The following is a 15,276-nucleotide window of genomic DNA, read 5'->3' as shown; positions in this document are numbered from 1 at the left end:
ATACGTTGCCACAGTAGTAAATAAATAACAATTTAAAAAGTAAAAAAATGCCAAAACAAAAAACAAATTCCGGTGCAAAGAAGCGCTTTAGTTTCACTGGAACAGGAAAGATTAAGCGTAATCATGCTTATCATAGTCATATCTTGACAAAGAAGACTAAGAAGCAAAAGAGAAACTTAGTAGGCTACACTCTTGTAGACAAGTCAAACTTGAAGCAAGTACGTGACTTGCTCAACTTGCGTTAATTCACTTTTAGTCAAATTATTTAAAGGAAAGAAAAACTATGCCAAGATCAGTAAATCATGTTGCATCAAAAGCAAAGAGAACCCGAATCCTTAAGCAGACTAAAGGTTATTTCGGTGCAAGAAAGAATGTGTGGACAGTAGCTAAGAACACTTGGGAAAAGGGTCTTACCTACGCATATCGTGATCGTCGTAATAAAAAGCGCAACTTCCGTTCTTTATGGATACAGCGTATTAATGCTGCAGCTCGCCTTGAAGGAATGAGTTACTCTGTTTTAATGGGTGCTTTGAACAAGGCAGGCATTGAAATTAACCGTAAGGTGCTTGCAGATCTCGCTGTTAACAACCCTGAAGCATTCAAGGCTATCGTTGACAAAGTAAAGTAAAGGAAGACAAACTTAGTCACAAATATTAAAAGAGTTGTAACTCCCAGTTGAGTTACAACTCTTTTAGCATTATTGAATGTTGTGCTAATCTTCGCTTTGAAGCGTCTACTCTGGATTCTTGTTGGCACTGGAAAGGCATAACAAGATGTCACCTTTCTCTAAAGGTAATTGACCATTGGGAACCAAGATAGTTTTTCCACGTTTCACCATCATAACAAGCGTTCCTTTAGGAATGTTCATCTCAGATAATAAGTTTCCATTTTCAAGCATGCTCTCTTCTAAAGTTACCTCTTTTAGTTTTGAGCCTAATTCCTCTGGAATCTCAACTCCAAACTCATTACCGCTCTTTTCTTCTGGCATATCAAGCTGGAGTTTTTTCGCCACTAATGAGATGGTAGTACCTTGCACCGTAAGTGATAGCAGGGTGATAAAGAAGACAATATTAAACAAGAGGTCTGCTCCTTCGACACCGTTAATGATGGGATATGTGGCAAAAATAATGGGGACGGCACCTCGAAGACCAACCCATGAAAGGAAAGTTTTGGCTTTCAATGGAATTTTGCGATAGGGTAGTAAGCATAAAAATACACTTACAGGGCGCGCAACAAGCATCATAAATACTGCGATGGCGAGGGAGAAGAGGCTTACGTCAACTAACTCTGAAGGATTAACCAACAGTCCAAGGGTGAGGAACAGGATGATTTGGAGCAACCAAGTAAGTCCATCTAAGAACGTAGACATCTCTCGTCGATAAGACAGGCGGCAGTTGCCCACTACAAGTCCTGCTATATACACTGCTAAATATCCATTGCCGTTTAATAAGTCGGTCAGTGTAAAGGTGATAAACACCATACTTAAGAGAAGTACAGGATAGAGTGCTGCGTTTGGGAGATTGATTCGATTAATCAACCAAACCGTCAAACGACCAAGACCATAGCCTAATGCTCCTCCTAATAAAAACTGTTCACCAATGTTAAGTGATAAGTCTAAAAAAGAAAAATCATCACCCGAGAGGGCAACGTTGATGAGTGTTATCGTCAGCATATAAGCCATGGGGTCATTGCTACCACTCTCTAATTCCAACGTTGGTCGCAATTTGTATTTCAAGCCAATTCCTTGTGTTCGCAAAAGACTAAACACAGAAGCCGAGTCTGTGGAGGACATGGTTGCAGCTAACAGCATCGATACAATCAATGACAATTGAATATCCATACCTGCCCACTGCGATAATGCAAATATAAATCCTCCTGTCAAGACTGTTGTCATCACTACACCCAAAGTAGATAGGATGACACCCATTCCAATGATAGGCTTTACTTCCTTAAACTTGGTGTCCATACCGCCAGAAAACAGGATGATACTCAATGCCACCATACCAATGAATTGTGTGTCGTGTGGGCTATCAAATTCCATACCCAACCCTTCACTGCCAAAAAACATCCCTGTAAACAAGAATAACAGCAATGTTGGAATGCCGAAGCGATAGCCTGTTTTACTGATAAGTATGCTGACTAATACTAAGAAAGAGCCTAAGAGAAAAATATTTTCTGTTGAGAAAGTGATCATTACTTCTTTTAATAGTGAGTGATGTAATTTATGGTATGGTTATTAGAATCTGTAAATGGTCTAACTGATTATCATGGACAAAGATACGAAAATTGATGAATATAACAATATGTTCAAATGAAAGATTTTAAGAATAAAACACTCTATACAGCAGTACAATCATGAAATAGAGCCGAACTATTTATAAAAAAAATCACAGCAAGGACAACCTTGCTGTGATAAATATAAAGTGTGTTTGTGTAACGAGATTGAGTTAAGCTTTCTTACTCATACACATAGTCTATACAGATGTTTAAGATTTGGCATCTACATGCTCAGCCTTAGAATCTTCTTTGGGCTTGCTTGCAACTACTTCTTCTTCTTTTGTTTCAGCTGTATTAGGATTGTTGTTCTCTGTTTCATCTACCTCTTCATTAGAAAAACTCCAGTCCTCTTGTGCTTTTCTTACATAGCTGTTGTAGCGCAACTTTGCCATGTCTTCTGCAGCTTGGAATAGTTCTTCTGCTTCATCGGGATAGGCTTTCTTAACAGACAGATAACGAACTTCACCTAATAAGAAATCATGGAATTTACTCCAGTCAGGCTCTTTGGAGTCGAGTTGGAATGGATTCTTTCCTTCGTTAGCAAGTAATGGATTGTATCTCCACAGATGCCAGTAACCGCAAGCAACGGCACGAGCTTCTTCGGCTTGACTCTTTCCCATGCCACCCTTAGCTTTCAAACCGTGATTGATACATGGTGAGTAAGCGATGATGAGTGATGGTCCAGGATAAGCTTCTGCTTCACGAATTGCCTTTAACGTTTGTGCTTGATCAGCTCCCATTGCTATTTGTGCCACGTAAACATAGCCATAGGTGGTTGCCATCAAACCTAAATCTTTTTTGCGGATACGCTTTCCTTGTGCTGCGAATTGGGCAATGGCACCTAAAGGTGTAGCTTTTGAACTCTGTCCACCAGTATTTGAGTAAACCTCTGTGTCGAGAACCAAGAAATTAACATCTTCACCAGAAGCGATGACATGGTCTAATCCACCAAAACCAATATCGTAAGAGGCTCCGTCACCTCCAATAATCCATTGCGAACGTTTGATGAGATAATGTTCAAGTGTCATCAGTTCTTTGCCAATAGTGCAGCCTTTGTCAGCGCAAGCTTGGATAAGAGGTTTGAGTTGAGCAGCTGCTTCTTTCGAAGCATCAGCATTATCCTTCGCTTCCATCCATTTTTGTGCAGCTTCTTTCAGTTCGTTTGAGGTATCTTCCTTTTCAATAAGTTGGTTTAAGAGCAATATAACTCTGTCTCGCATCTTCTTATTACCCAATACCATACCCATACCAAACTCACAGAAGTCTTCGAATAATGAGTTTGCAAAAGCTGGTCCCTTTCCTTCTGCATTGGTAGTGTAAGGTGTTGATGGTAATGATGCAGAATAAATGGAAGAACATCCTGTTGCATTTGATATCATTTCTCGATCTCCAAAGAGTTGTGAAACCAATTTAACGTAAGGCGTTTCACCACAACCAGCACATGCTCCTGAGAATTCGAAGAGCGGCTGTGCAAACTGTGTATTCTTCACATTGCTCTTGATATCTACAAGATGTTGTTTGCTCTTTACGTTCTTTGTGAGGTAGTTCCAATTTTCTATCATCTTTTCGTCACGTGTAAATGGAACCATCTTCAATGCCTTTCCTTGCTTGTTTCCAGGACATACGTCGGCACAGTTGCCACAACCAACACAGTCGAGCACACTTACTTGGATACGGAAGTTCATACCAGCCATTGGTCTCGGAACCTTCATTGCCAAGGTAGTATCATCAAAGCCTTTCACTTCCTCTTCATCTAAAACGAAAGGACGGATAGCTGCGTGAGGACAAACGTATGCACACTTGTTACACTGGATACAGTTTTCTGAGGTCCACTCGGGGTTGAAAGCTTCAACGCCTCGTTTCTCGTAAGCGGCTGAACCATTTTTCATGGTGCCATCTACCATATCATGTTTGATGAAATCGGAAACCTTCAGCAAGTCACCTGCTTGTGAGTTGATTGGTCGTACAATCTCTTTGATGTATGCGGGTACATCTTCTTCTTTCACCTCTGGGTCGTCTTCGAGTTGAGCCCATGCTGGGTCTACTTCCAATTGCTTGTACTCGTTACCACGTTCTACAGCAGCGTAGTTCTTGTCAACAATATCCTGACCCTTGTTACCGTAAGATTTTACAATGAACTTCTTCATCTGTTCTACGGCAAGGTCAACAGGGATGACTTCTGTAATGCGGAAGAAAGCACTCTGAAGAATGGTGTTCGTACGATTACCCAAACCAATTTCTTGTGCAATCTTGGTAGCGTTGATGTAGTAAACGGTGATGTTGTTCTTAGCGAAGTAGCGTTTCAACTTGTTAGGAATGAAGTTAGCTAATTCTTTTCCTTCGAAGACCGTGTTCAGCAGGAATGTTCCATTCTTACGAAGTCCACGTAAAACATCATACATTCTTAAATATGCCTGTACGTGACATGCCACGAAGTTAGGCGTAATCACTTTATAGGTAGAGTGAATTGTATGATCGCCAAAGCGCAAATGCGAACAGGTAAAACCTCCTGACTTCTTGGAGTCGTATGAGAAGTAAGCCTGACAATACTTGTCGGTATTATCACCAATAATCTTCACCGAGTTCTTATTCGCACCTACTGTTCCGTCAGCACCCAATCCAAAGAATTTTGCTTCAAACAGTCCTTCAGATGCTAAAGGCTTATCTTCTAATAAAGGAAGTGAAGTAAATGTAACGTCATCTACGATACCAACAGTGAAATGATTCTTCGGTTCGTTCATCTCCAAGTTGTTAAATACAGAGATGATGTGGCTTGGAGTGATGTCTGCCGAACCTAATCCGTAGCGTCCACCAACGATAAGTGGCTTGTTTTCTACATCATAGAATGCACTCTTTACGTCCAAGTACAGTGGTTCACCTTCTGCACCCGGCTCTTTCGTGCGGTCAAGCACAGCAATTCGCTTTACTGTCTTAGGAACAGCAGCTAACAAGTGCTTTACAGAGAATGGACGATACAAGTGTACAGAAACCATTCCCACTTTCTTGCCTTCCTTCATTTGGTGGTCAATCACCTCGCGAGTAGCTTCGCAAGCCGATCCCATCAGAATGATGATGTTCTCTGCATCCTTTGCACCATAATAAGAGAAGATATGATATTCACGACCTGTCAAATCAGAGATTTGTTTCAAGTAGCCTTCAACTACATCTGGAACATCCTCATAATGCTGGTTACATGCTTCACGATGTGTAAAGAATGTTTCTGGGTTTTCAGCGGTACCACGTGTTACAGGGCGTTCGGGTGTCAATGCACGATCACGGAAACGCTTAATGTCATCGTTGTCAACCATGTTTTTGATAGCCTCTTCATCAATCATTTCAATTTTATGATATTCATGAGAGGTACGGAAACCATCAAAGAAATTGATGAATGGAATGCTTGTTTTCAAGGTTGCCAAGTGTGGTACGGCTGACAAATCCATAACCTCTTGAACAGAACCAGAACAGAACATAGCAAATCCTGTCTGTCGACAAGCCATAACATCAGAATGGTCTCCAAAGATACACAGTGCGTGCGTAGCGACTGTACGTGCTGAAACATTGATGACACAAGGCAACTGTTCGCCTGCAATCTTGTACATGTTAGGAATCATCAACAGTAAACCCTGCGATGCAGTGTAGGTGGTGGTCAGTGCACCCGATTGCAATGAACCGTGCATGGCACCAGCTGCACCAGCTTCTGATTGCATTTCTTGTACGAGGACAGGTTGTCCAAACATATTTTTACGACCCTTGGCAGCCCATGTGTCCACGTGTTCTGCCATCGTTGATGATGGAGTGATAGGATAAATAGCTGCAACTTCTGAGAACATATAACTAATATGTGCTGCGGCTTCATTACCATCACAAGTGATAAACTTTTTCTCTTTTGCCATTTTATTAAATATTAATGAATGTTTTGTATATAATCTTTGTATTCAAAATACTGATATTCTTTTGCGTCACTCTGAACTTGTCTCTATGCTTTTTGTTCAGCTAATATAGGAAACCGAAAAGCCAAAGTGGTATCTTATTATCTTGTCCTACCTCTGTATGATATCTTGCGTACAGCGTGTCATTGTTGTACCTTATCTTATGTTCGCTCTTGGCATCGCAAATTCTAAACTTTTTGTTGTCATCTACGATGAAGAAATGGTCTTTGGAACTCTGATTAACGGTATGATCTTTCCACATACAGTTCACAAAGAACGTCTCCATCAGGTCTTGCTCGCTTGCTTTGTTGGGATAGATAACATATTGCAAATTAGTATTATGCATCATTACCTTCGCGGGTTTCTTTGGGAAATCCTGTCCCACGGGATAGATAATGTTAATCAATCGTGCGTCTGCCAGATATTTGATGTAATTCATCACCGTGGCACGACTTGTCTTTATCTCATGCGCCAAATTACTGATATTAGGTGCACACTGACCTTCTGTAGCTAAGAGGTAGAACAGTTTTTTTATTTTTGTCAAATACTTCAATTCTATTTGTTTGATGAGCAGAATGTCTACCTCTGTCATCATGTTCATGGTCTTCAGTAGATTTTCCGAGAAATTTTGATTTTCCAAGAAGAAAGGATAAAAACCATGATGGATATAATCTTTGAAATATTTATTAGGACTCGCATTTGGAAAGATGTGCTTAACAATGCGTTCGTGGTCTTTAAGGATTTCATCAAGCGTGTAAGCCCTAAATTGTTGGTTTGTTTTTAAGTTTAGGAACTCCCTAAAAGAGAACCCACGAAGGTTGTAGCTCTTAACAATGCCATTGAGTTCGGGGTTTTCTTCTTTTAAGCGCATGACGCTCGAACCCGTAAAGATGATTTTCAAATCAGGAAAATTATCATAGCATCGGCGGAGTTCTGTACTCCAATTTGGCTGCTTAAAAACCTGATCAATCAGCAAAACCTTTCCTCCGTTTTGTACAAAGCTGGCTGCAAATTCGTCAATTCCACATCCTTGAAAGTAGAAGTTATTCATATTGATGTACAGACAACTTCTATCTGTGCTTTCAAAGTTCTCTTGCGCATACTGCAATAGAAAGGTTGTCTTGCCCACCCCTCTGGAGCCTTTGATTCCAATCAACCTATCATTCCAGTCAATCTCATCCATGAGGGTGCGACGAACTGGCGCTTTTGTATGTTCGACAAGGTTCGTATGTGTGCGAAAGAAAGATTCCATGTAAAAAAACTAATTATGAAGTTTTTACCACTGCAAAGGTAATATTAATTTCGATAATTGCAAAGTCTATATTGCAAAATATCGTCTTTTTTTATTATTTTTGCATGTACTTAAAACGAAAGGAGATTTGTTTAATGAAATTGCATGTTTTCAATCCTGAACATGACATCGCTTTGGCTGTCAATATGGAACAGTTTACTGCGCCACATGCAGCCCGTGAATTGCGCGCTGACTTGGGTTATCTGCCGGCACTATGGGCTGAAGATGGAGATATGGTATTGGTCGACGATGTCCCAGCAGCTTTAGAAGCGGTACGGCATCATGGTGATGATGCGCAGGAAGTGATATTTGTCACGGATCGTGATTTGCAACAATTATCTACATTGTCACCTATGAAGGTGGAATCATGGGGAATGAATAAAAGTTTGGTAAAACGTTTGTTAGCCTGCAATCCTGACTTTACAGCAGTATTGCCCAACGATGCACAGTTGGACACCATTCGACAAATGAGTAATCGTAGGTTTGCAGCCACCCATATCCTTCCTGCCTTGGTTGCTTCCCATCCAAGATTTGTGGGGAAAAGTACCTATTTTACAGGACAAGAACAAAGTCTCAAGACACTGTTCAATCAACCTCATCAACGTTTTGTGTTGAAAGCGCCATGGAGTAGCAGTGGGAGAGGAATGCGATATGTTGATCATGATTATACACCCCATGTAGAAGGGTGGTGCAAAAACCTGATACATCGACAGGGTGGTATCATGATAGAACCACAATATGAAAAGGTATTAGATTTTGGAATGGAATTTGAAGCCTCCGCACAAGGTGACATCCAATATTTGGGGCTTTCCCTCTTTTCTACTGTGCATGGCGCTTATTTAGGGAATATCGTTGCCAGTGAGGAGGTAAAGCGTCAAGAGATTGCACAATTTATATCCCTTGATTTGCTCAATTTCTTGCAACGTACCTTGCATTCCTTGTTGGTTGCGGAAGTATCTGGAAAGTATGTGGGTCCTTTTGGCGTGGATATGATGATTGTAAAGTTGGCTGAAGCAACAGAATTGTGTGTACACCCATGCGTTGAAATCAATTTTCGCCGTACTATGGGACATGTTGCATTAAGTTTGTCGACAAATGATGTACCCCAACCGAAGCGTTTAATGCAAATAACCTACACGGACAAATATCGATTAAAAGTTTCTTTAGCGGGGGATGATCTTGTCACTCCTTATACTTTTTAATGGGATGTTGACAGTTGTGTGAAAGTGGTTTTTGTCCTGTAATTTTACCAAAAAACGGTCATTAAAAATTTCCAAAATAGAAAATTTCAATAGGCAAACGCCCAACAAAAATGGGCTGATTTTCACAAAATAAACGTCTCTTCAAGCTGAAACATTGAGTTAACGGGCTTGGAAACATGTATTAGAGGTGTTATCCACATGCTTCAGCAGCCTTCAAGCATGCAAATTGCAGGCTTATCTCAATGCTTCAGTCGCCAAGAAAGGGCAAAAATGCGAACGAAAAGAAACGGATTCCGCATAACTTCCTTACTAACAGTAGGTTACAAACCTTGCTCATATCTCGCGTATTTGCGACCCACTTTGTCGTTGGTTGTTTTCACGCGAGTTATGAGAGGGTCTTTGTAAAGAAAATTCAGCATCAATTCTCCTTCCATTTGCGTACCATTCTAAACTTGAGTCATTGGTGCTCAACCTTCATTCCGTTTGACTAATTTCGACCACAAATTCGCTTGTAGGGACAATAGGTACACCGTTTGTTGTCTTGTGTAGGGGTGAAGGGGTGAGATGAATCGTATATATCGGTCAATACTTGTTGTAAGTGTTTGCTGAAAACCGAGCTGTAAGTACCGATGTCGCTCACTTTTTCTTTTGATAGGAGCAGTGTCGGGTCAAAGTCATCACCCGGATTTTGTTGTATGAAGAGTAGGGCGGGACTGACAGGCAAGCCATGTGGATTGAGTTCTTGATGCTGCCTTACAATGTTGGCATACAAAAAAGTCTGTAAATAATAATCTTTGTGCTTCTCTGTTAGGTTGTCGTCACAAAAGATTTCTTCTACATCTGTAGGTACAGAAGTTGCTGGTCGCCCCGTTTTGTAGTCAACGACTCGTATTCGATGTGTGCCATCTGGGTCGGTAACTTCGTCCAACCTGTCGATAATGCCACCCACAGTGATGGTTTTCAATCCTTGTGCAGTCTCAAAAGAAATCGTTGTATTTACTCTTTCTTCCAACGAAATAATCCTAAAAGGAGCTAAGGCTTCGTCTATTTTCAACAGTCGTTTTAGGTAGTCGATAATCACTTTACGGTTAATCAGTTGCAGCCCATTATATTCAATAGGGCGTACCTTGTCTTTTGATTTGTAAATTTCTTCATAAAAAGCTTGATCTACAAATCTTTCGAGTAGCTGACTTTTGGTTCTTAACTTGTTAAGCTTCGTGGGTTCTATCCACTCGCTCTCATGTTGTAAAGACGTATAAATGAGTTCTGCACTTCTGTGAAAGATGTTTCCGAACATGCGGTTATCAATGTCGTTATCGGGTTCTGGTTCGTAAAGTTTTGCAATAGTGTTGTAATAAAACTGCAATTGACATCTCATATATCTGTTAATCGCAGTTGGTGAAATTTGGTTCATGTTGTATAACACCTCCATGACCATTTCCTTCTTCTCAATGGGGTGGGCTTCATGGTGTTTGATTTCCTGTCCAGAGAGCATCGCAATTTTTTGGATAGGATGTCCGCTTTCCACTAACATTTGCAGCATAAATCGACTCATCTCGCTTTTATGACTTCCTTCTGTTGAATTGTTGTAAGTGAGTGTGATGTCAGAGGCTCGTTGTAATAAACGGTGAAAATAATAAGCGTAGATAGCAACTTTGTGCTTCACGGTGGTGAGTCCGTAGGCCTCACGAATAGAGTAGGGGATAAATGAGGCGTCATTAACACCTTTTGGCATGTTCCCCTCGTTGCAAGAGAGAATGAGGATGTGGTCGAAATCCAAGTTGCGGGTTTCGAGTACTCCCATGATTTGGATGCCTTCGGCAGGCTCTCCATGAAAAGGAATGGAAGTATTTTGAATGAGCTGGAGAATGAGTTTCTCATAAGTAGTGAGCTGTATGTGCAAATCTCCGCTATGGATAAGCTCATGTAGTCGATTCATGAGTGTGTACATCCGAAATACAGACTCTTGAAAAAAGGCATCTTCACTATCTCTGCCATTCTTGCCAATGAGTTGAAGTATTTCTAATATCCATTCAGTAAGATAGAGGTTTGTAGAATCATCTACCAACTCTTTGAACACCAAAGATAATCCTGCATCTACGGACAATTCTTCCCGAGTGGGGAAATAATGCTTATTTTCTTCCAAGTTTACTATCAATTCAGGTGCATTTTCTGAAAGATATTTGATGTAGGGATGGCTAAGCATGCGTTTCACCTCTGCTAATCGATATTTGCCATTATGCGCATAGCTTGACAACTGCAATTTGAGCAGTTGGTGTATCAATGACGCTACAGGTGATTGGGCTAAAGGATAGCCAATGGTAATATTAACCTTGCTTACTTCAGGAGGGATGCAATGGATGACTGTTTGCAGGATAGACTCATCGCACATCACGATAGCGGTTTTAATGCCAGCCTCCATTCTGCCATTGTGTTGTAGCCATTCGCTGATATATCTTGCCTGTATTGTTTCGGTAGGCGCAGAGAGGTAAGTAATTTGTTTGGGCTGTTTGAATTGTTGGTAGATATCGGCATTGTGGCAATCTAACTCGTTGGGGAACACGTCAAGATACTGGCGGATGAAGTGGCTCGCCTCTTGTTTCTCATCGCTCATATAGTAATCGTCGAAATCCCAATAAAATTTGGCTTTACCCATGCTCTTTAACTGACGAAATAGCTCTTGCTCAACTTGTTGCAGCACATTGAAACCAACGAAAATATATTGGTCGAATTCAAATGAGAGGTTCTTGTCTGATACTACATTTCTGTATAATGCTCCCTCGTAGGCAAGCCCTTGCAGCGATAGCTTTTCATTGAAATGGTGATAGATGTCGCTTAAATGACTCCACAGTTCGATGAATCGGCGTTTGAGTTCAGTGTGATGGTTTTCATCAAAATTGCTAAAAAACTTTTGCAATATTTGCTTTTGATGTTCGGATAGATACGAGATATCATCCAACTCGTGAATGTTTTGTAGATTTGCAAAGACTTTATCGGCATCTGCTAAATTCTTGTCAATGTCATCATAATCTGCCAATAACAGTTCACCCCACGCATAGAACACATCCAGCGTGTCCTCTCTGCCTGTGCATGTAATAAATGATTTGTGGAGATCGCAAATCAACTTGATTGGATCTCCAACGGTAAGCGTAGAGTGCTGTCTGAACAAATCGCTGATGGTGAGGTAAGACGGACTCCATAGAGGGCGATCGGACAGCTGTGCAAGGTGCTTGTTCAAAAACAGTGAGGCACGTTTGTTGGGAAAGACAACGGCGATGTGTGATAAATTGTTACCAAATTTTTCTAATAAATCTTTGGCAACATATTCTAAAAAACTATATTTCATTTTATTTCTTCAATCAAGTTACTATAAACAAACCATAAATATCCTGTCACTTGGGTGTGTCCCATTTGCTGAAGTAGATGGATGTATTCTCTGATTTGGTCGTGATATTCGGGACGAGGTTTACCAAACTTAAAATCTACCACCACAACTTTATCTCCTTGCATCATTACTCTATCGGGTCTGTGGGTCATGACTTCGCCTGTGACAGGATTGGTGTGGATGATGCTACACTCGTTATATAGTTCCCATTGAGGTGAAAACCACTCTGCCACTTTTGGATTGTTGAGACGTTTTTCCAATAGCTGTTGCAGCTTTTCATGGGTAATGATGTTGTCGTAAAGCACCCCTTCAAACTCCAGTTCTCTTAAAATGGTGGGGATGTCGGATGTGGTTTTTATTTTGGAAAAAAGCATGTGTAACACATTACCAAGTTGAATGTAGCTTTGCTGCGTGGCATCTTCGTTTGTTTCAGGGAGAGTGAATGTTCTGCTCTGATTGCTTTGTCTAAACTTTACACTGTTTCCATAACTCTTCATCTCTACGGATTGCGTTTGAATGGGCGAGAAGAAAACATTTTCAGAAAATCTTGTTTCTTCTTCAGAAGGTACCCATAACTCTCCGTAGCTAAAGCAAAGCACCTCGTCTCGCTTGTTCATATCTCCTTCCAGTCTACTGTCGGATAAAGACGCATGTAGTTTCTCCAGCGAGTCTTCAATGATTTTAGAACGTCTTGCTTGTACTTTTCGCTGCCCAAAAATAAATAAACTCTTACAAGCACGGGTAAAGGCAACATATAAAAGATTCATGTTGTCAACGACATTTTGCAGGTGTTCGTACTGATAACTATCTTCAAAATAGGACTCTTGCATTTTACCCTCATTGAATGTAATAGGTATCACGGGCAGTTCATTGAATGGGGCAACATCGGTTTTGCACCATAGTGTTTTTTCTTTTTCCAGTTTCCAGTCGCAGAAAGGAATAATGACATGATCAAACTCTAATCCTTTACTCTTATGAATTGTCAACATCCTGATGCCGTCAATGCCATCAGATTGGATGGTCTTTTCGTGCAACGTTTCATTCCATTGATTGATAAAGCTGTCTATCTCGGCAATATTGTCTGAAATATACTGACTGAGTACATCATAAAATGCACATACATAGGCACTTTGATGCTTGAGAGCGGATAAATCAAATAGGGCGTATAGTCGCTCCACCAAATCCATTGCAGGAAGAGACAATAGTGCTTTTGCTTTTAAGACATATTGCTTGGGCAGGAAATCCCAAATGTCTTTTCCTTGAATCAACAAATCATCATCGCCCAAATCGTGGTTGAGAACTTGGGTTTGATATGTTTTTGCCAAATTTGCCACTGTTAGTTGGTCTTCTGGATGCGTCAAACAGTGGAGAGCATCCACCAATATGTTCACCGCACTTGAAGAATCTAAGCGGAAAGCCTCGTCAGAAACGAGTTTGATATGAGGCATTGCTTGCATCAATACGTCGGCTATATCATGGATGTTCGCTTTGTTTCTCACTAAAATGGCAATGCTGTTTTCTTTGGCTCCGTTGTCTAACAACAACTGAATGTTTTGGATAATCTCATCAATTGTAGTTTCATTGTATTGCTCCTTAGGGAAAAGTTTGATACGTACACAGCCATGTTTATCTTTAGATTTATGAATCTTTTGAACGACATCTGCGTAAGCCTTCTGCATTTGTTCAGCTCCTTGCGTATGAGAGGCAACCAACTCTTCGTATTCCTGTTGTGCTGCAATTTCAAAGAAGTGGTTGTTAAAGTTCACAATATGATGTTCTGACCGATAGTTGGTATCGAGAGGTTCGATTTTTAATTGGTGTGACGGGGCAAACTCTTGCTCAATATTGTTTAGCAATCTCCAATCTCCAGAACGCCATCTGTAGATGCTTTGCTTCACATCGCCAACAATCAAGCTGTTGGTGTCTTGATGACTCATTGTCTCTTGAAGCAGTATCTTGAAGTTTTTCCATTGTACGGTGCTAGTGTCTTGGAACTCATCAATCATAATATGTGATAGCTGCGTTCCAATCTTCTCAAAAATAAAAGGGCTGTCGTTTTGGTCTATCAACTCATGTAGCAATGTTTGTGTGTCGCTCAACAAGAAGTTATTGCCTTCATCGTTCAGTTCTCTGACCTTATTTTCAATACTACTTAATAGGCGTAGCTGGTTGAGATTCTTCAAAATAAGGTCAGCTGTGCGATAAGGCTTAATCAATGCCTTTCGCTTTTTCTCGGCATTTTCTAAAAGTTGTGTTAGCTCTGTTGCTAATTGAAATAACCGTGGGTCTTTCAAATTTGTTTTAGTCAACCAACCGTCTGGGCTATCTAAAGCCTTTTGAACATACGAATTGATGAGCATCTTGGAGTCAAAAGTACCTTTGCTCATTTTCAGGAAGTAGCTCGCGGGTCCTCCTGATTTTCTCGACAAGTCGTCAATACAAGCGTCGTATTTCGTAAGAAGGGACGTAAACTCTTGCGGAATGTCTTTTAATTCCTTGATAGTCTTTTCTTTAATGGCATATAACTGTTGGACATATTGAGGGAAGAATCCTTCTTGGTTGAGCTTGGTAGTTAGTTCGCTTTGATGGTCTTTATAGGTATCTTGAAAAATATTATTACCAAAATCCTTGATGAGACCAATCACATTCCATGATTTGTCATCCGCTATTTTTTGTTCAATAAAGTCTAATATCCACCCTAACAGTTGTTGTTTGGGATGAAGTTCTTCTATCAGCTGGTCTACCGCTTTTTCTTGTATCTCTTTGTCATTGAGTTCAATCCTTAAGTTTGCCGTTAAGTCTAACTCACGTGCAAGATTTCGTAGTACACTCTGAAAAAAGGAGTCTATCGTCTCCACCCGAAAATAGCTGTAATTATGGAGCAATAAGTCTAATGCCTTTTCAGCCCTTTCCCTTATCTGTTTGTCTGATAAATCTAAGGCTTTTTTCACTTCTTGGAAATAACTTTCCGAATCAGACAGTCCATGAGCAATACCGTAAAGTTGACTGAGAATACGCATTTTCATTTCTTCTGTCGCTTTGTTGGTAAATGTCACCGCCAAGATGTTGCGATAAGCGTACGGATTATCAATGACTATTTTGATATATTCTGTGGCTAATTTAAAAGTTTTACCACTCCCCGCACTTGCCTTGGAGATAGTAAGAGAACTCGGATGCTGTGTATTCATATTC

The 15,276-nt window shown here is 40.5% G+C and carries 8 protein-coding genes; 3 read left to right on the top strand and 5 right to left on the bottom strand.

Features of this window, described 5'->3' with window-relative positions:
• Window positions 1-47 precede the first annotated feature (47 nt).
• Entirely contained in the window at window positions 48-245 is a 198-nt protein-coding gene (gene rpmI, locus DEM91_RS03460; RefSeq protein WP_008125624.1) for a 50S ribosomal protein L35, read from the top strand.
• Between the two features lie 38 nt (window positions 246-283).
• On the top strand, window positions 284-628 hold the full coding sequence (gene rplT, locus DEM91_RS03455; protein ID WP_008125626.1) for a 50S ribosomal protein L20: 345 nt from the start codon (window positions 284-286) through the stop codon (window positions 626-628).
• A 105-nt stretch (window positions 629-733) separates the two neighbouring features.
• Here the strand turns inward: rplT and DEM91_RS03450 are convergent, their stop codons facing one another.
• From DEM91_RS03450 to DEM91_RS03440, 3 genes are all read right to left on the bottom strand, one after another.
• A complete protein-coding gene (locus DEM91_RS03450) occupies window positions 734-2,194 on the bottom strand; it encodes a potassium/proton antiporter (RefSeq protein WP_249858005.1) in 1,461 nt (486 codons plus the stop codon).
• A 292-nt stretch (window positions 2,195-2,486) separates the two neighbouring features.
• A complete protein-coding gene (gene nifJ / locus DEM91_RS03445; protein WP_249858004.1) occupies window positions 2,487-6,170 on the bottom strand; it encodes a pyruvate:ferredoxin (flavodoxin) oxidoreductase in 3,684 nt (1,227 codons plus the stop codon).
• Between the two features lie 100 nt (window positions 6,171-6,270).
• Window positions 6,271-7,458, bottom strand: a complete 1,188-nt coding sequence (locus tag DEM91_RS03440; RefSeq protein ID WP_249858003.1) for an ATP-binding protein — start codon at window positions 7,456-7,458, stop codon at window positions 6,271-6,273.
• 134 nt (window positions 7,459-7,592) lie between these two features.
• Here DEM91_RS03440 and DEM91_RS03435 point away from each other — a divergent pair, with 134 nt between their 5' ends.
• Window positions 7,593-8,699: a hypothetical protein gene (locus DEM91_RS03435; RefSeq protein WP_249858002.1), complete on the top strand. Its 1,107-nt coding sequence runs from the start codon at window positions 7,593-7,595 to the stop codon at window positions 8,697-8,699.
• Between the two features lie 487 nt (window positions 8,700-9,186).
• Here DEM91_RS03435 and DEM91_RS03430 read toward each other — a convergent pair whose 3' ends face one another.
• Both DEM91_RS03430 and DEM91_RS03425 read right to left on the bottom strand, forming a co-directional pair.
• Window positions 9,187-12,045, bottom strand: coding sequence for a PD-(D/E)XK nuclease family protein (locus DEM91_RS03430; protein ID WP_249858001.1), 2,859 nt, complete (start codon window positions 12,043-12,045; stop codon window positions 9,187-9,189).
• The gene (locus DEM91_RS03425; RefSeq protein WP_249858000.1) at window positions 12,042-15,272 is read right to left on the bottom strand and encodes a UvrD-helicase domain-containing protein; all 3,231 of its coding nucleotides are present in this window, start codon (window positions 15,270-15,272) and stop codon (window positions 12,042-12,044) included. Before DEM91_RS03425 ends, DEM91_RS03430 begins: the two co-directional genes overlap by 4 nt.
• Window positions 15,273-15,276 lie beyond the last annotated feature (4 nt).

The organism is Prevotella sp. TCVGH, from assembly GCF_023522295.1.
Taxonomy (GTDB): Bacteria; Bacteroidota; Bacteroidia; order Bacteroidales; family Bacteroidaceae; genus Prevotella; species Prevotella timonensis.
The sequence above is the reverse complement of the archived record's forward strand: the minus strand, read 5'-3'. Positions and strand labels throughout refer to the sequence as shown.